Raw genomic sequence first — 16445 nt, forward strand, 5'->3', positions numbered from 1 at the left:
CCGCCCTGTCGAGGTTCCCATGTCCCGCATTCTGCTGCTCGCCAATCTCAACTGTGATCACGTCCTCTCCCTGGCCGAGCCTCTGGTGGCGGGGGCGCGGTTGCAATACGTGGATCAGGGCCGCCGGCTCGGGGGCGGTGCCGCCAACACCGGCATCGGGCTGGTCTGGGCCGGGCACGAGGTGATCATCGCCTCCCGGATCGGGCTGGACGAGACCGGCGACTGGTTGCTGGAGCAGGCGGCCTCCTATGGCCTGGACTGCAGCCACGTGGAGCGTTTCGGCGGCGAGACGGGGGAGCTGCTGGTGCTGGTGGATTCCACCGGGGAGCGCACCATACTGCGCCGTCCACGTCGCCCGGATCTGCCGGGGGATCTGCCGAGCGAGGGGGTGGATTGCCTCTATGTGAACTATCCCGGCACCGCCATCATCGGCTACATGCGCCAGATGCTGGGCAAGAGTTTCGTGGTGGCCCAGTACCCCAAGGGAGGGCAGGCGCGTCGCCCCTGCCACGTGCTGGTGGCCTCCCGCTCCGATCTCGGCGAGGTGAGCGACCCCTGGCAGCATGCCCGCCAACTCGCCGGCGAGCAGCTCGAATGGCTGGTGCTCACCGAGGGCAAGGCGGGGGCCGTGGCCATCCACGGTGAGGAGCAGGTGCGGGTGGCGGCGCGGCCCGTCTCCGTGGTCGACACCACGGGGGCGGGGGATGCTTTCGCCGGCGGCCTCATTCACGGGCTGGCGCGAGGCATGGCGATGGGGGATGCCCTGCAGTGCGCGGTGGACTGGGGCGCCTTCGCGGTCGCCTCCGAGAGTTCCATCCCCTCCCAGGCCCTGAAAAACTGGCTGAAACATCCTCACTGAGCCCCTCTGACGGCAGGCTGCCCGGGGTGACGATAACCCTCCTCTCCCCGGCATGTTGACGCCGGAAACGGCCAAAACCCCGGGCCAAGCCGGCAAGTTTGCGATCAATCAAAGAAAGTGCCGATTTATGTACATCTTCATCGACACCCGTCCGGGCTGCTCTTAACCTTGTCACTCCACGACTCGGTCGAAGCGGCAACCCCGTGCGAAAGCATGTGCAGTCTTCCCTCTTTGGCCATCGGCTGTCGTCCTGATTTCTGGCTTGTAGTAAGAGGCAAGTGCGACCATGCAACTGACACGATTTACCGACTACGCCCTGCGTACCCTGACTTTCCTGGCGATCCAGCCCGGTGATCGCCTGTCGACCATCACGGAAGTGGCCGACACCTTCGCCATCTCCCGCAACCATGTGGTCAAGATAGTGCACCAGCTCGGCATCAAGGGTTACATCGAGACGGTGCGCGGCAAGCATGGGGGTATCCGGCTCGGTCGTTCCGCCGTCTCCATCAACCTGCGGGATGTGGTGATGGACATGGAACACGTGCTCTGCCCGGTGGACTGCAAGCGCGAGAACTGCCGCCTCTCCGGCGGCTGCCGCATCCAGGGCATTCTGCGCCGTGCCATGAACGCCTTCCTCGAGGTGCTGGGGGAGTACACCCTGGCCGATGCGGTGCGGGACCCGACCCGGCTCTGCCACCTGCTTGGCATCGAGCAGGACAATATCCTGACCATGGCCTGAGGGCGATGGCAGAACAAAGGGGCCTGATGGCCCCTTTTTGCTGTCTGCATCAATCTGGCTTGGAAATCGGTTCAGGGCTGGGGGACAAGCGTGATGGCGCCGTGCAGGCAGGCAAGGCCGCAGGCACCGCAGCCATCGCAGGCCGCCATGTTGACGCTGACCCCGCCGTTGCTGACCTTGATCGCCTGCAGGGGGCAGGCATCCTCGCACAACAGGCAATAGAAGCCCTGACGGGCCTGACAGCTCGCCTCTATCCTGACCCGGGTCTGCACCTGGCGGCCGAGGCGCAGGTCCAGCGCCCCGGTGGGACAGGCTCTGGCACAGCTGCCGCAATAGCTGCACTGGCCGCAGGCGAGATCCAGCACCGGGGTGCCGGCGACGGGGCTGCCAGCGTACTCGGGCCGGTCGGCGGGCTTGAGCAGGCCGTTGGGGCAGGCCTTGAAGCACGCCCCGCAGCGCTTGCACAGGGTGAGGAACTGGGACTCTTCGATGGCCCAGGGCGGGCGCGCCTCATGGCAAACCACCTTGGGTCTGCGGGGGCCTCTCAATGCGTGTGCCAGCCAGCGACAGAAAAAATGAGTCATGCTCACCCCTATACCTATTAGGGGTTAATTTTATCCAGTTTTCACCGGGCAAGCCAGAGAATAGCTCGGGGCAGGATCGCAAGCCGGGTTGCCCTTGTGTAAGCTAGGCGGATCTTTTTGCGGGATGAATGAACTCATGTGGCTATTTCTGTGGCGTGCTTCTCTGCTCTATGTCTTCCCCCTGCTGATGTGGGCTTACTGCCATCTCAAGGGTATCGAGTTCAGCGAACTCGATACCGGGGTCAACAGCCACAAGTGGGTGGTGCTGGCGGCCTATCTGATCTACGTGCTGCTCTGGTTGCTGCTCAACCGCTACCTCGAACTCTTCCTGCGCCAGCGGGGGCGTCGATGATGTGCCGGGTCGCAACGCCGAGCGTGCCAGAGGTGTTCCTCCATACCCTGTCCAGACGGGGTGACCGATGAGCCCGCTGCTGACCTGGTGGCCCGCCGTGCTGGCGGCCCTGCTCGCCCTGCTGCTTGGCTGGCTGGCGGGGCGCCGCAGTGCCCGGGAAGAGGCCCTGCTCCTCGAAGAGCGTCATCAGGTGCTGCAGGATCGCTGCGACGAGCTGCAGGACGACAAGATGCTGGTCCAGCAGAAGCTGGAGCAGCAGCAGACCCTCTTGCTCAAGCTCACCGCCCGTCTCAAGGATGCCGAAGCCACCCTGCGCAGCGAGCGCCTCGCCAGTGCCGAGAAGTTGCAGCTGCAGCAGCAGGCGGAGGTACGCCTCAGCCAGCAGTTCGAAAACCTTGCCAACCGCATCTTCGAGCAAAACTCGGGTAACTTCCGCGAACTCAATCAAAACAGCCTGGATCTGCTGCTAACCCCGCTCAAGGAGCAGATCGAGGGCTTTCGCCGTCAGGTGGGAGAGACCCACGCCCAGGAGACGGCCCAGCGCCACAACCTCAAGTTCGAGCTGGAGCGCCTTGCCGAGCTCAACGCCCGCATGACGGAAGAGGCGGCGGCCCTGACCCGCGCCCTCAAGGGGGACAGCAAGCAGCAGGGCAACTGGGGCGAGGTGGTGCTGGCCCGGATCCTCTCCGAGTGCGGCCTGCGGGAGGGCCACGAGTACCACACCCAGGTCAATATCGAGGTGGACAAGGGCAAGCGCTATCAGCCCGATGTCATCGTTCACCTGCCCCAGGACAAGGACATCATCATCGACGCCAAGGTGTCGCTGACCGCCTATGAGCGCTGGTACAACGCGGACGACGAGCTGGAGAAGGCGGTGGCGATCAAGGAGCACGTCGCCTCGGTGCGCAACCACATTCGCGAGCTGGGCCGCAAGGATTACCAGCAGCTGCCCGGGGTGCGTACCCTGGACTATGTGCTGATGTTCGTGGCGGTGGAGCCGGCCTTCCTCACCGCCCTGGAGGCGGATCCCTCCCTGGTGCGCTACGGGCTGGATCACAACATCCTGCTGGTGAGCCCCACCAACCTGATGGTGGCGCTGCGCACCATAGAGAATCTGTGGCGCTACGAGCGGCAGAACCAGAACTCGCGCCAGATCGCGGAGCGGGCGGGGCGCCTCTACGAGAAGCTGCGGCTGTTCGTGGAGGAGATGCAGCAGATGGGGGGCAGTCTGCACAAGGCGCAGGAGAGCTACGACAAGGCGATGGGGCGGCTGGTCAACGGCCGCGGCAACCTGATCGCCCAGGCCGAGCGCTTTCGCGAGCTGGGGGTGGAGGTCACCAAACCCCTGCCGGAGTCCCTGGTTGATCGGGCGCTGGAGCGGGAGGAGCCGGCCGACTGAGGCGCTCGCTCATTCAGGTCACGACAACAGAAAGGGCAGCCAGTGGCTGCCCTTTCTGCGTCTGCGCTCCTGTGGACGGCGGCTTACTGCTTCCAGAAGGAGGGGAAGAAGAGCACCGCCACGGTCAGGATCTCGAGTCGTCCCAGCAGCATGCCGAACGACAGTATCCACTTGGCGGAATCCGGCAGGCTCGCAAAGTTGGTACTGGGGCCGATGACCGGCCCCATGCCCGGGCCCACGTTGGCCACGGCGGTGATGGAGCCCGAGATGGCGGTCAGGGGATCCAGGCCGATGGCGGCCAGCAGGGCGGCAATCAGCAGTATGATGGCGAAGTAGACCAGCACGAAGGAGATCAGGGAGCGGATGATGGCGTCGTTCACCGGGCGGCCGTTGTACTTCTGCGGGAAGACGCCGGAGGGGTGCATCAACTGGCGCATCTGCTTCTTGAACAGGGCGAAGGCCACCTGTACCCGGAAGATCTTGAGGCCGCCGGAGGTGGAGCCGGAGCAGGCACCGAGCGCCAGCAGGATCATGAAGATGATGCTGGTGAGCGGCCCCCAGGTACCAAAATCGCCGAGGCCGAAGCCGGTGGTGGTGAGCACGGAGACGATGTTGAAAGTGCTGATGCGCAGGGCGTCCATGAAGCCGTAAATATCTCTGACCCACAGATAGAAGGTCACCACCACGGTCACCCAGACGATCAGCCAGAAGAAGCCCTGTACCTGGGCATCCCGCAACAGACTGTTGTCACGGCGGGAGAGGGCCTGTACGTAGAGCAGGAAGGGCAGGCCGCCGAGGAACATGAAGAGGGTGCCAATCCAGTGTGCCTCGTTGGAGAAGTGGGACATGGACTGATCCGAGGTGGAGTAGCCGCCGGTGCTGAGGGTGGTCATCGAGTGGTTGACTGCCTCGAACAGGGTCATGCCGCTCACCCAGTAGGCCAGGAAACAGAGCATTGAGAGCACCAGATAGACCAGCACTATGTTGTTGGCCACCGTCTTGGCGCGCGGGGCGCTCTTGTCGGACCAATCCGAGCTCTCGGTCTGGAACAGCTTCATGCCCCCCACGTTGAGGTAGGGCAACACCGCCACCGCCATCACGATGAAGCCGACGCCCCCCAACCATTGCAAGATGGAGCGCCACAGCAGGATGCTGTGGGCCATGTTGTCCAGCCCGGAAAGCACGGTGGAGCCCGTGGTGGTCACCCCCGACATGGTTTCGAAGTAGGCGTCGGCAAACCCGATGTGGGTGATGAAGACGAAGGGCAGGGCGCCGAAAACGCAGGCTACCACCCAGACCGAGGTGGTGAGCAGGAACATCTCCCGCACCCCGAGGTGGAACTCCTCCTTGCGCCCGTAGTGCAGGCAGAGCAGGGCGGCGCCGTGGGTGATGAGCACCGACTTGAGAAATTCGACGAAGCCTTCCGAGCCGGTCAGCAAGGCCAGCAGGGTGGGCAGCCACATGAAGAGGGCCAGCTTGGAGAGAACCAGCCCGAGGGTGAAGACGATGGGACGCAGCTTGATCATGCAAGATAACCTGGTCGTTGATTAAAAAAAGACCCGGACCTTGCCTGAGGTAAGGAGCCGGGTCTGGATGCCGTTGCCTGGTACATGGCCGGCTTACAGGAAGAAGGGACTGGGTTGGAACAGGCGTTCCACTTCCGGGATGTACTTCTTGTCCACCAGGAACATGACCACATGGTCATCCTGCTGAATTTTGGTGCGATCGTGCGCGATCAGCACCTCGTCACCCCGGACCACGGCACCTATGGTGGTGCCGGGCGGCAGCTTGAGCTCGCCCACCGTCTTGCCCACCACCTTGGAGGTGTTCTCGTCCCCGTGGGCGATGGCCTCGATGGCTTCGGCCGCACCGCGGCGCAGGCTGTAGACGTTGGCGATGTCGGCCCGGCGCACATGGGTCAGCAGGGCCGAGATGGTGGCCTGCTGGGGGGAGATGGCGATGTCGATGGAGCCACCCTGCACCAGATCCACATAGGCGCCACGCTGGATCAGCACCATTGTCTTCTTGGCACCCATCTTCTTGGCGAGCAGGGCCGACATGATGTTGGCCTCGTCCTCGTTGGTGACCGCGATGAAGACGTCGATCTGGTCGATGTGCTCCTCCGCCAGCAGCTCCTGATCCGCCGCATCGCCACAGAAGACGATGGTGTGCTCCAGATTCTCGGAGAGCTGCTCCGCCCGCTTCTGGTTGCGTTCGATGAGCTTGACGCTGTAACGCTTCTCCAGCTGGCGGGCGAGGCCGGCGCCAATGTTGCCGCCCCCGACGATCATGATGCGCCGATAGGGACTCTCGAGGCGTTGCAGTTCCGACATCACGGCGCGGATGTGGCCCGCCGCCGCCACGAAGAACACCTCGTCGTCCGCCTCTATGATGGTGGTGCCCTGGGGACGGATGGAACGACCCTGGCGGAAGATGGCGGCGACCCGGGTCTCGATGTTGGGCATGTGATCCCGCAAGGTGGAGAGCGCATTGCCCACCAGGGGGCCGCCGTAGTAGGCCTTGACCGCCACCAGACCCACCTTGCCGCCGGCGAAGTCCACCACCTGCAGGGCGCCGGGATACTCGATGAGACGGCGCACATAGTCCGTCACCAGCTGCTCGGGGGCAATCAGGTGATCCACGGGCACGGATTCCGGCAGGAACAGGCGATCCCGCTCCACCAGGTAGGCCGGGGAGCGAATGCGCGCTACCTTGTTCGGGGTGTTGAACAGGGAGTAGGCCACCTGGCAGGCGACCATGTTGGTCTCGTCACTGTTGGTGACCGCGACCAGCATGTCGGCATCCTGGGCACCCGCCTCGCGCAGCACCCTGGGGTGGGCGCCGTGGCCATTCACCACCCGCAGATCGAACTTGTCCTGCAACTCCCGCAAGCGATCACTGTCGGTGTCGACGATGGTGATGTCGTTGTTCTCGCCGGCGAGGTTCTCGGCCAGGGTGCCACCTACCTGACCTGCGCCCAGAATGATGATCTTCATAAGGACATCGTACTCAAGGTTGTTGCTTCGAAATGAGGCGGCCCGTCACCGGGCCTGCCATCCGCCTGTTCGGCCTACAGCTTGATGAGCTTGGCATAGTAGAAGCCATCCATCTCCGCCTCACCGGGCAGGAACTGGCGGCCAGGACTGGCCGGGGTGTCCGCTGCATGCAGTGGCACCAGGCGGGCATCCGGGGTATCGGCCAGGAAGGCGCGGATCTGCTCCCGGTTCTCTTCCGGCAGCACTGAACAGGTGGCGTAGAGCAGGGTGCCACCGCTTTTCAGCTTGCCCCAGAGTGCGGTCAGGATACGGCGCTGCAGTTCGGCCAGTTCACGGATGTCCTGGTCCCGGCGTAGCCACTTGATGTCAGGGTGGCGACGGATGACGCCGGTGGCGGAGCAGGGAGCATCCAGCAGGATGCGGTCGAACTGCCCCTGTGGCCACCACAGATCCGGCGTGCTGGCATCCCCGTGGATCACCTGGGCATGGAGGCCGATGCGATCCAGGTTTTCCTGCACCCGCATGAGGCGCTGCTCGTCGGCATCCACCGCGACGACGCCAGCCAGCTTGGGTTGGCGCTCCAGCAGGTGGGCCGTTTTGCCACCGGGGGCGGCGCAGGCATCCAGCACCCACTCGCCCGGTTGCGGGTCGAGCAGGCGGGCGGCCTGTTGGGCGGCGCCGTCCTGCACGGAGCAGTCACCCTGCTCGAAGCCGGGCAGTTTGGTCACGTCGCAAGGGCGTTCTAGCAGGATGCAGTCTTTCCCCTCTTCACCGGCAGAGGCCGGGATACCCGCCTCGCTCATGCGGGCCAGCATGGCCTCGCGGCTCTGGCGCTGGCCGTTGTTGCGGATCCACATGGGGGGACGTTGGTTGTTGGCCTCCATGATGAATTCCCAGTCGTCGGGATAGGCCTGACGCAGCCGCTTGGTGAGCCACTCCGGGTGGCCGAGGCGGATGCTGGGCACGCGGTCGATGCGCAGCAGTATGACTTCTGCGCTGCGCTGGAAGTTGCGCAGCACCCCGTTGATGAGGCCGCGCAGGGAGGTGCCCTTGAGCAACTTGACGGCGTTGACGGTCTCGGCCACGGCGGCATGAGCCGGGATGCGGGTGTAGATGAGCTGATAGAGACCGACCAGGATCAGGTAGTGGAAGATGCGGCTCTTGTTCTTGAGCGGCTTGTCCATCATCTCGCCGACAGCGGCATCGAGACGGGGCAGCCAGCGCAGGGTTCCGTAGCAGAGTTCTTGCAGGAGGGCGCGATCGCGGGGCGCGACTTTCTCCTGGGCAGCAGGCAGAACGGCGGAGAGGGATTGGCCCTGATCCAGCACCTGTTGAATGACGAGAGCAGCCTGTGCGCGTGTTTTCATAGCGTTACCTTAGATGCACATGTCGGGGCGTGAGCCCCGCCTGTGTCAATTCAATCCAGATCAAAGCAGTTGCGTGCCGGCTTCAAACCAGTCGCGGCGAGAGTTGAGCAGATCCGTGACGGGCATGGCCTTCTTGCCGGGGGGCTGCAGGGTCAGCAGGCGCAGCACACCCTTGCCTGTGGCCACGTCAATCCCCTGTTTGTCGGCCTTGAGCAGAGTGCCGGCCGCCTGGTCGTGCTCCTGTGCGACGACCTCGGCCTGCCACACCTTGACGGTCTGGCCGGCAACCTCGAACCAGCTGATGGGCCAGGGGTTGAAGGCGCGGATGCAGCGCTCGATGGCGGCAGCGTCCATGGACCAGTCGATGCGCGCCTCTTCCTTGGAGAGCTTCTCGGCGTAGTTGGCCAGGGTGTCGTCCTGCAGCTCGGCGGCGGTGTTGCCGGCGGCCATGGCATTGAGGGTGTCGACCAGTGCCTGCGGGCCCAGACCGGCCAGCTTGTCATAGAGGCTGGCTGAGGTTTCGTCGGCCGCGATGGGGCAGGTCACCTTGCGAATCATGGCGCCGGTGTCCAGTCCCACGTCCATCTGCATGATGGTGACGCCGGTCTCGGCATCACCCGCCCAGATGGAGCGCTGGATGGGGGCCGCGCCGCGCCAGCGCGGCAGCAGGGAGCCGTGCACGTTGATGCAGCCCAGACGCGGGGTGTCGAGCACCACCTTGGGCAGGATCAGGCCGTAGGCCACCACGACCATCAGATCTGCGCCCAGTGACGCCAGTTCAGCCTGTGCCTCTTCGTTGCGCAGGGAGGCGGGCTGATAGACCGGCAGCTCGTGGGCCAGCGCAAGCTCCTTGACCGGGCTGGCGGTGAGCTTCTGGCCACGGCCAGCGGGCTTGTCGGGCTGGGTATAAACGGCGACGACCTCGTGGTCGGAAGACAACAACGCCGCCAGGTGACGGGCGGCGAAGTCGGGGGTACCGGCAAAAATCAGTTTCAGCTTGTTCAATGGGGCGGATCCTCAGAGGACTTTGCGATCTTCACGGGCCATCTTTTCCAGCTTCTGACGAATGCGCTGGCGCTTGAGCGGGGACAAGTAATCCACAAACAGCTTGCCGACCAGATGATCCATCTCATGCTGTATGCAGATGGCGAGCAGATCGTCCGCTTCCAGCTCGAAGGTGTTGCCGTGGCGATCTTGCGCCCTGACCTTGACCCACTCGGCGCGCGGCACCAGAGCCCGGTTGCCGGGCACGGAGAGGCAACCCTCTTCGATGCCGGTACTGCCGGACTGCTCCAGGATCTCCGGGTTGATCAACACCAGCTGATCTTCACGGTTTTCAGAGACATCGATGACGATGATACGCTGATGAATGTCGACCTGAGTCGCGGCCAGGCCTATGCCTTCCTCCGCGTACATGGTTTCGAACATATCATCTACAATGTGTTGTAACTCGGGTGTAAAGGCCTCGACAGGGGCCGCGACTGTGCGCAGGCGTTCATCGGGGAAACGCAATACATCTAGAATGGCCATAATTTTTTCTTTAGTTTCATATAAACGCAGTCAATATTGACGTAATTCTAGTCATTTACGCCGACAAAAAACAGCAACACTTTGCGTGCAGAAGTAACAGGGAGTGTTATGTATCTGAAGCAAATCGTCGTCGCCTGCCTGGCGACAGCCCTGGCCGGTGGCGCCATGGCACAGCAGTTGACCCTGAAATCCGGTTATCCCGAGACCTATGTGGTCCAGAAGGGAGATACCCTCTGGGATATCTCGGGTCAGTATCTCGCCGAACCCTGGCTCTGGCCGCGCCTCTGGAACATCAATCCCCAGATTGCCAATCCACACTGGATTTACCCCGGTGACGTGCTGCATCTGAGCTGGGTCAACGGTGAGCCACGCCTCGGCAAGGCCAGCCAGGGGGGCAAGCAGGTCATCCGCCTCTCGCCCAAGAACCGGTACGAGAACAAGGCCAATCCGATCCCGACCCTGCCCCTCAGCGAGATAGGCCCTTTCCTGCAAACCGATCACATTCTGGCCAACAGCCAGCAGAGCAAGGATCTCCCCTATGTGCTTGGCAACAACGACAAACACATAGGCATGCTGGAGGGTGATACCCTCTACGTGAAGGGTTCCCTGACCCCCGGCCAGAGCTACGGCGTCTATCGCCCCGGCGTGGCATACAAGGACAAGCACACTGGCGAGCTGCTCGGCCAGGAGGCTGTCTTTGTCGGCACGGTGCGGGCGGAGGATCGCCTGGACAATGACAGCACCCGCGTCACATTGACCCACAACAGGCGCGAGGTTTACCAGGGGGACAAGCTGATGCCGCTGCCGTCACAAGAGAGTCTCTCTGCCGTGTTCATGCCCAAGGCGGCGCCATCCATCTCGCCCGGGTATGTGATCGAGTTACCTAGCAAGGTACACGGGGGAGGCAAGTTTGACGTCGTGCTGATCAACAAGGGGCAGCGCGATCAAGTTGCACCTGGAGATGTGCTCGAGATCCAGCGTCCAGGCGCAGGGCTGGTGGACAAGAATGGCAAGACGTCATATCGGGAATATGCATCCGTCTATGACAAGGCATTCTACTCTTCGGGCAAGTCGACCCTGCCTGCCGAGGCCGTTGCCAGGGTCATGCTGTTCAAGGTGTATGACAAGTTGAGCTATGGCCTCATCCTGCAGAGTCAGGATCTGGTCGGTTCTGGTTATCAGGTCAGTAACTTCTGACGTGCCCGTCCCTCTCGAACGGTTGTCACGGTGGCTGACGCTGGATGCGGTCACCGGCGTCGGCCCGGTGACGGCAGCCCGGCTGCTCGCACATGTCGATGGCAACATCGACACCCTGTTTGAACGTGATGACGCCGAGTTGCAGGCCCTCGGCCTTCTCCCGACCCAGATCAGGCAACTGAGGCAACCCTCTCTCGTGGTGGAGCAAGGGCTGCGCTGGGCCGAGGCGCCTGACAACGTCCTGCTGTGTCCGGATGATCCTGCCTATCCTGCGCTACTCAAAGAGATCCCCGCCGCTCCGTTGCTGCTCTATTGCCGCGGGAATATCCCATCCCTCTCCTTGCCACAAGTGGCGATGGTGGGTACCCGTCACCCCACTTATGCAGGCAAGGACAACGCAGCACGTCTGTGTGCCGAGCTGGTGGAATGCGGTCTGGCGATCACTTCGGGGTTGGCGCTGGGTATCGATGGCGTCTGCCATCAGCAGGCGATGGCATCGGGTGGTATAACCCTGGCTGTGCTGGGGTCAGGGCTTGACTGCCTCTACCCCAGGCGCCATCAGGGGCTAGCGATGCAGATCCTCGAGCAGGGCGGTCTGCTCCTGTCCGAGCTGGCACCGGAAAAGGGGCCACTGGCCGAACACTTTCCCCGCCGCAACCGCATCATCAGCGGCTTGTCGCTGGGGACGCTGGTGGTGGAGGCGGCTGAACAAAGCGGTTCGCTCATCACGGCTCGCTACGCGCTGGAGCAAGGGCGCGAGGTCTTTGCCGTGCCCGGTGCTCCACAGAATACCCAGGCTGCCGGATGCAACCGCCTGCTTCAGCAGGGGGCCAAGCTGGTCTTGAATGCGGCCGATGTGCTGGAGGAGTTGCCTGCTCTGGTGTCGGCCATGGGAGGAAGGGGAATTGCTTCCGAGGCATTGCATAATGGCGAATTGCCTTATGCCGATTTGTTGGATAACGTAGATTATGAAGCCACGAGCGTGGATACCGTTGCCGAGCGGGCCCAGCTTCCTGTCGAAGTCGTGTTGGGCAGGTTGGTTGAGCTGGAGCTGGTCGGTGCAGTGATGGCGGTAGCCGGTGGATACGTCAGAGCGAGGAGGGCGAATCATGTTTGATGTATTGATGTACCTTTTCGAGACCTACATCCACAGCGATGCAGATGTGATGGTCGAGCAGGATGAACTCACCGACGAACTGAGCCGGGCCGGTTTCAATCAGGACGAAATCGAGAAGGCGCTCAACTGGCTGGAGCGGCTGGCCAATCTGCATGACAGCGAGCGGGAGGTGTACGTCACCGCCAGTGCGCAAGGGTCGATGCGGATCTACGCCCCGCAAGAACTGGTGCGCCTTAGCACCGAGTGTCGCGGTTTCCTGCTGTTTTTGGAGCAGGCCCAGGTGCTCAACGCCGAAACCCGCGAGATCTGCATCGAGCGCCTGCTCGAGCTGGACAAGCCGGACATCGAACTGGATGACCTGAAGTGGGTCGTCATGATGGTCCTGTTCAACGTGCCGGGCAGCGAGAATGCCTACCAGCAGATGGAAGAGCTGGTGTTTGACGAGTCAGACGGCGTCATTCACTGACAGCCTTGTGCCGCGCTGGTAGAATTCAGGCCATCTGGATTTCAAGGCGCGGCCCATGTCAAAGATCGATCATCACCTCTTTTCTGCCCACGAACACGCATTCGAGCGCGAACCGTGCCCGCAGTGTGGTGCCGATCTGGTGATCCGCCAGGGCAAGCACGGCCCTTTTCTGGGCTGCTCGGCCTATCCCGCCTGCGACTATATCCGCTCCCTTACCCCCTCCGGTCGCGACATCGAGAAAGTGCTCGAGGGGTCGGTATGCCCGGATTGTGGTCATCCCCTGGCGATCAAAAAGGGGCGCTACGGCCTGTTCGTGGGGTGCACCCAGTATCCGACCTGTCAACACATCGAATCCCTGCAGGAGAGCGACGACACCCAGATCCTCTGCCCCGAGTGCGGCAAGGGGCACCTTGTCAGCCGCACCTCGCGCTACGGCAAGCAATTCTACTCCTGTGATGCCTACCCCCATTGCAAGTATGTGGTGAACGACAAGCCGGTTCCCATGCCTTGCCCCGAGTGTGGCTGGGGCATCATGGTGGAGAAGAAAGTGAGGGGGAGCCTGCGCTGGGTCTGCCCGCAAAAGAAATGCTGCCATCAGATTGAGCGGGTATAATCCTGCTGCCATGATGCCGGTGGCTAACCGAGAGATTTCCTCTCGCCATGCTCCATATGGCGCGCGTCGTATCGGTGGGTCGGCGTTCGATTGTCTCATGATGCGGCTACACAGCTGATATGTAGCGTGGCCTGATGCCATGCCGCACATCAGGTTTCCATGAGGCCTGCATGTGTAAGATGATGGCCCTGAGGGCTGCCATGGCGGTTTAACCAACAACCCAGTGATGAGAGGCGACAGCTCGGCTGTCGCATTTTTTATGTCAAACGAATTTGAACAAGCCGTCATCGCCCTTGAAGGTGAAGGGGTGATTGCCTATGCCACCGAGGCCGTGTTTGGTCTGGGGTGTGACCCGGATTCCGAAACTGCGGTGCAGCGCCTGTTGGCCATCAAGCAGCGACCTGTTGAGAAGGGACTGATCCTGATCGCGGCCGAGCTGGCGCAGTTGCAGGATTACATCGATCTGAGCCAGCTCAGCGATGAGCAACTGGCGCGAGTCGAAGCCAGCTGGCCAGGCCCCTTCACCTGGATTATGCCGGCCCGCCCGACGACACCGTCCTGGCTGACCGGTCAGTTCGATACCCTGGCGGTGCGTGTCACGGCTCATCCTCAGGTGCAGGCCCTGTGCCGTGCCTTTGGGAAGCCGCTGGTCTCCACCAGTGCCAACCTGACCGGCGAAGAGCCTGCGCGTCGGGTTGCTGATATCGGTGAACTGCTGGCGAGCCAGCTGGCCTATATCCTGCCCGGCGAGGTGGGGGGCCAGGCCAATCCGTCGGAGATCAAGGACGCCCGTACCGGCGCCATCATTCGCCCTTCCTGAGCGGAGGTGGGATCCCGCGTAGCACTTTGGGTGATAAGCCCATGACATTACGATAAAAATGGACAGGGCGTTCGAGATCCTGTCTGACTGGAGACAAGATGAGCAAACCGGATGTGGCCCAGGTCAAGGCCTTCCTGCTGCAGCTGCAGGACGAGATCTGCCATGGCCTGGAGCAGGCTGACGGCACCGGGCGCTTTGTGGAGGACCTCTGGCACCGCGAGGGCGGTGGTGGTGGCCGGACACGGGTGCTGCGCCATGGTGCCGTGATAGAGCAGGGGGGCGTCAACTTCTCCCATGTCTATGGTGACGCCATGCCGGCGTCGGCGACCGCGCATCGTCCCGAGCTGGCCGGTCGCCGGTTCGAGGCCATGGGAGTGTCTCTGGTGATCCACCCGAACAACCCCTATGTGCCGACCAGCCATGCCAACGTCCGTTTCTTCATCGCCGAGAAAGAGGGCGAGGCGCCCATCTGGTGGTTTGGAGGTGGCTTCGACCTGACACCGTTTTATCCGTTTGAAGAGGATGTGCGGCACTGGCATCAGGTTTCCCATGATCTCTGCCGACCCTTTGGCGAGGAGATCTACCCCGAGTTCAAATCCTGGTGTGATCGCTACTTCTTCCTCAAGCATCGCAACGAGACGCGCGGAGTCGGTGGGCTCTTCTTCGACGACCTGAACCGCTGGCCGTTCGAGGAGTGCTTCGCCTTCATGCAGGCGGTGGGCAAGGGGTATCTCGATGCCTATCTGCCCATAGTGGCACGGCGCAAGGCGCTGCCCTATGGTGAGCGGGAGCGGGAGTTCCAGCTCTACCGCCGGGGCCGGTACGTGGAGTTCAACCTGGTGTATGACCGGGGGACCCTGTTTGGTCTGCAGACCGGGGGACGTACCGAGTCGATCCTGATGTCGATGCCACCGCTGGCTCGCTGGGAGTATGACTGGCAGCCGGGGCCTGGGAGCCCAGAGGCGTTGTTGTATGCCGATTACCTTGCGCCACGGGAGTGGCTGTGAACCGAGGGGCCATGACGGCCCCTTTTTACTGGCCGATATTCGGCTTGTCCCCGCATCAGAAAACCCGTTAAATCGGGATATTGCCCCCTGATGGAACTCTTTGATGGATCGTTATCTGGTTTTTGGCCACCCGGTGCGCCACAGCAAGTCCCCTTTCATCCATACCCTGTTTGCCAGACAAACCCAGCAGGATCTGGAATATGGTCTGGCCGAGCCGGCTGTCGACAAGTTTGGCGAAGCCCTGCGTACCTTCTTTGCCCAGGGGGGCAGGGGATGCAATGTCACCGTGCCCTTCAAGGAGCAGGCATTCGCCCTGGTCGACCGGCTGAGCCCCAGGGCCAGGCGGGCGGGGGCGGTCAACACCATCAAGCTGACCGATGACGGCGTGCTGCTCGGGGATAACACGGATGGTGCCGGGCTGGTTGCCGATCTCAAGTCCCATGGCGTGGCGCTGGCCGGGAGCCGGATCCTGTTGCTGGGGGCAGGCGGTGCTGCTCGCGGTGCCCTGGCACCTCTGCTGGCCGAAACCCCGAAGGAAGTGATCATCGTCAACCGTACTCATGCCAAGGCTGAGCAGCTGGCTGCCGAGTTTCACGATCTGGGGGCGGTCAGTGCCCAGACCTATGCCGGGTTGGCTGGCCGGTTCGACCTCATCATCAATTCGACCTCTGCCAGCCTGCAAGGGGAGTTGCCCCCCCTGGATCCTGCCCTTATCCATGCCGACATCACCATCTACGACATGATGTATGGTGCAACGGACACCGCCTTTATCGGTTGGGCCAAAGAACAAGGTGCGCGTCAGACGATGGACGGGCTCGGCATGCTGGTGGAGCAGGCCGCGGAAGCCTTCACCGTGTGGCGTGGCATCCGGCCTGGTACCAAGCAGGTATTGAGAGAGCTGAAACGCAATCTGGGGATGCTATAACCTGGCCTGTGGGCCGGGTGGCGTGGTTAATTAGCCGAGCCGGCTCACCCCGGCTCGTGGCGTTGATGGGCGCCCCAGCCTCTGCATATGCGCAGGGGCTGGGCCTCTTTTATTTGGCTGCGTGCATTTGCTGATGCTCTACGAGCGCGGGTACAGGTCAATCCTATATAAATCAATTTAAAAACAGAGACTTATTTGTCTTTTGGCCTGCGCCCTTCATCTTTTTTTCAGTTTTTTCTCTAAGCAGCGGAACTAGTGCGGCGAACTGCTGACTAACAAGATAGTTGAGGAAGTGCTAGCTAGTCACCTTTATAACGCCCCGGTATTCGTACTGGGGATTTTTTTATGCGGCTGATAAATAAAGAAATTTATCTCTGTTACCTTGAGTGAAACTAAATTACATAAATTACTTTCACTTTCTGCTGCTTTGCTGTACAGTTGTCTGCGTAGGGTACAGAGGTAAGATGTTCTATC

General features: G+C 62.1%; 17 protein-coding genes. 11 read left to right on the top strand and 6 right to left on the bottom strand.

Going from position 1 to position 16445, the window contains the following annotated elements; translation table 11 throughout:
- Nucleotides 1–19: 19 nt before the first annotated feature.
- Both BN1136_RS03035 and BN1136_RS03040 read left to right on the top strand, forming a co-directional pair.
- The gene (locus tag BN1136_RS03035) at nt 20–859 is read left to right on the top strand and encodes a PfkB family carbohydrate kinase (RefSeq protein WP_043763449.1); all 840 of its coding nucleotides are present in this window, start codon (nt 20–22) and stop codon (nt 857–859) included.
- A 286-nt stretch (nt 860–1145) separates the two neighbouring features.
- Nucleotides 1146–1598 carry an Rrf2 family transcriptional regulator gene (locus tag BN1136_RS03040; protein WP_005326180.1) on the top strand — a complete coding sequence of 151 codons (453 nt, stop codon included), beginning with the start codon at nt 1146–1148 and terminating at the stop codon, nt 1596–1598.
- A 71-nt stretch (nt 1599–1669) separates the two neighbouring features.
- On the opposite strand, the gene BN1136_RS03045 is transcribed toward BN1136_RS03040, so the two are convergent.
- Complete coding sequence (locus tag BN1136_RS03045) at nt 1670–2182, bottom strand: ferredoxin-type protein NapF (protein ID WP_043763443.1); 513 nt, start codon at nt 2180–2182, stop codon at nt 1670–1672.
- A gap of 136 nt (nt 2183–2318) precedes the next feature.
- Between BN1136_RS03045 and BN1136_RS03050 the strand changes: the two genes are divergently transcribed.
- Both BN1136_RS03050 and rmuC read left to right on the top strand, forming a co-directional pair.
- A complete protein-coding gene (locus BN1136_RS03050) occupies nt 2319–2534 on the top strand; it encodes a hypothetical protein (protein ID WP_043763441.1) in 216 nt (71 codons plus the stop codon).
- Nucleotides 2535–2601: 67 nt separating this feature from the next.
- Complete coding sequence (rmuC, locus tag BN1136_RS03055; RefSeq protein WP_043763438.1) at nt 2602–3933, top strand: DNA recombination protein RmuC; 1332 nt, start codon at nt 2602–2604, stop codon at nt 3931–3933.
- An 83-nt stretch (nt 3934–4016) separates the two neighbouring features.
- On the opposite strand, the gene BN1136_RS03060 is transcribed toward rmuC, so the two are convergent.
- From BN1136_RS03060 to def, 5 genes are all read right to left on the bottom strand, one after another.
- The gene (locus BN1136_RS03060; protein WP_043808031.1) at nt 4017–5459 is read right to left on the bottom strand and encodes a TrkH family potassium uptake protein; all 1443 of its coding nucleotides are present in this window, start codon (nt 5457–5459) and stop codon (nt 4017–4019) included.
- A 93-nt stretch (nt 5460–5552) separates the two neighbouring features.
- On the bottom strand, nt 5553–6929 hold the full coding sequence (gene trkA / locus BN1136_RS03065) for a Trk system potassium transporter TrkA (RefSeq protein WP_043763436.1): 1377 nt from the start codon (nt 6927–6929) through the stop codon (nt 5553–5555).
- 74 nt (nt 6930–7003) lie between these two features.
- Entirely contained in the window at nt 7004–8296 is a 1293-nt protein-coding gene (gene rsmB / locus BN1136_RS03070) for a 16S rRNA (cytosine(967)-C(5))-methyltransferase RsmB (protein WP_043763433.1), read from the bottom strand.
- A gap of 60 nt (nt 8297–8356) precedes the next feature.
- On the bottom strand, nt 8357–9301 hold the full coding sequence (fmt, locus tag BN1136_RS03075; protein WP_043763430.1) for a methionyl-tRNA formyltransferase: 945 nt from the start codon (nt 9299–9301) through the stop codon (nt 8357–8359).
- A gap of 12 nt (nt 9302–9313) precedes the next feature.
- Nucleotides 9314–9826: a peptide deformylase gene (def, locus tag BN1136_RS03080; RefSeq protein WP_042078370.1), complete on the bottom strand. Its 513-nt coding sequence runs from the start codon at nt 9824–9826 to the stop codon at nt 9314–9316.
- Nucleotides 9827–9934: 108 nt separating this feature from the next.
- Between def and BN1136_RS03085 the strand changes: the two genes are divergently transcribed.
- The 7 genes from BN1136_RS03085 (at nt 9935) to aroE (ending at nt 15971) form a co-directional block, all read left to right on the top strand.
- Entirely contained in the window at nt 9935–11023 is a 1089-nt protein-coding gene (locus BN1136_RS03085) for a LysM peptidoglycan-binding domain-containing protein (RefSeq protein WP_043763428.1), read from the top strand.
- A 1-nt stretch (nt 11024) separates the two neighbouring features.
- Nucleotides 11025–12140 carry a DNA-processing protein DprA gene (gene dprA, locus BN1136_RS03090; protein WP_043763425.1) on the top strand — a complete coding sequence of 372 codons (1116 nt, stop codon included), beginning with the start codon at nt 11025–11027 and terminating at the stop codon, nt 12138–12140.
- Nucleotides 12133–12606: a DUF494 family protein gene (locus BN1136_RS03095; protein WP_043763422.1), complete on the top strand. Its 474-nt coding sequence runs from the start codon at nt 12133–12135 to the stop codon at nt 12604–12606. The genes dprA and BN1136_RS03095 overlap by 8 nt, the downstream gene beginning before the upstream one ends.
- Nucleotides 12607–12661: 55 nt before the next feature.
- Nucleotides 12662–13219 (top strand): DNA topoisomerase family protein, encoded by a 558-nt coding sequence (locus tag BN1136_RS03100; protein ID WP_043763420.1) that lies wholly within the window; start codon nt 12662–12664, stop codon nt 13217–13219.
- Nucleotides 13220–13478: 259 nt separating this feature from the next.
- Entirely contained in the window at nt 13479–14039 is a 561-nt protein-coding gene (locus BN1136_RS03105) for an L-threonylcarbamoyladenylate synthase type 1 TsaC (protein ID WP_043763418.1), read from the top strand.
- A gap of 98 nt (nt 14040–14137) precedes the next feature.
- Nucleotides 14138–15046, top strand: coding sequence for an oxygen-dependent coproporphyrinogen oxidase (hemF, locus tag BN1136_RS03110; RefSeq protein ID WP_043763416.1), 909 nt, complete (start codon nt 14138–14140; stop codon nt 15044–15046).
- 103 nt (nt 15047–15149) lie between these two features.
- Nucleotides 15150–15971: a shikimate dehydrogenase gene (aroE, locus tag BN1136_RS03115; RefSeq protein WP_043763414.1), complete on the top strand. Its 822-nt coding sequence runs from the start codon at nt 15150–15152 to the stop codon at nt 15969–15971.
- Nucleotides 15972–16445: the final 474 nt, after the last annotated feature.

The sequence above is a fragment of the Aeromonas taiwanensis genome, from assembly GCF_000820165.1.
Taxonomy (GTDB): domain Bacteria; phylum Pseudomonadota; class Gammaproteobacteria; order Enterobacterales; family Aeromonadaceae; genus Aeromonas; species Aeromonas taiwanensis.

Excerpts from the sequence above, each read along its gene's own strand:
- hemF (WP_043763416.1), top strand. The coding sequence starts at position 14,138 with ATGAGCAAACCGGATGTGGCCCAGGTCAAGGCCTTCCTGCTGCAGCTG.
- BN1136_RS03105 (WP_043763418.1), top strand. The coding sequence starts at position 13,479 with ATGTCAAACGAATTTGAACAAGCCGTCATCGCCCTTGAAGGTGAAGGG.
- trkA (WP_043763436.1), bottom strand. The coding sequence starts at position 6,929 with ATGAAGATCATCATTCTGGGCGCAGGTCAGGTAGGTGGCACCCTGGCC.
- aroE (WP_043763414.1), top strand. The coding sequence starts at position 15,150 with ATGGATCGTTATCTGGTTTTTGGCCACCCGGTGCGCCACAGCAAGTCC.
- BN1136_RS03040 (WP_005326180.1), top strand. The coding sequence starts at position 1,146 with ATGCAACTGACACGATTTACCGACTACGCCCTGCGTACCCTGACTTTC.
- rsmB (WP_043763433.1), bottom strand. The coding sequence starts at position 8,296 with ATGAAAACACGCGCACAGGCTGCTCTCGTCATTCAACAGGTGCTGGAT.
- rmuC (WP_043763438.1), top strand. The coding sequence starts at position 2,602 with ATGAGCCCGCTGCTGACCTGGTGGCCCGCCGTGCTGGCGGCCCTGCTC.
- BN1136_RS03045 (WP_043763443.1), bottom strand. The coding sequence starts at position 2,182 with ATGACTCATTTTTTCTGTCGCTGGCTGGCACACGCATTGAGAGGCCCC.
- BN1136_RS03100 (WP_043763420.1), top strand. The coding sequence starts at position 12,662 with ATGTCAAAGATCGATCATCACCTCTTTTCTGCCCACGAACACGCATTC.
- BN1136_RS03095 (WP_043763422.1), top strand. The coding sequence starts at position 12,133 with ATGTTTGATGTATTGATGTACCTTTTCGAGACCTACATCCACAGCGAT.
- BN1136_RS03035 (WP_043763449.1), top strand. The coding sequence starts at position 20 with ATGTCCCGCATTCTGCTGCTCGCCAATCTCAACTGTGATCACGTCCTC.
- BN1136_RS03085 (WP_043763428.1), top strand. The coding sequence starts at position 9,935 with ATGTATCTGAAGCAAATCGTCGTCGCCTGCCTGGCGACAGCCCTGGCC.
- BN1136_RS03050 (WP_043763441.1), top strand. The coding sequence starts at position 2,319 with ATGTGGCTATTTCTGTGGCGTGCTTCTCTGCTCTATGTCTTCCCCCTG.
- BN1136_RS03060 (WP_043808031.1), bottom strand. The coding sequence starts at position 5,459 with ATGATCAAGCTGCGTCCCATCGTCTTCACCCTCGGGCTGGTTCTCTCC.
- def (WP_042078370.1), bottom strand. The coding sequence starts at position 9,826 with ATGGCCATTCTAGATGTATTGCGTTTCCCCGATGAACGCCTGCGCACA.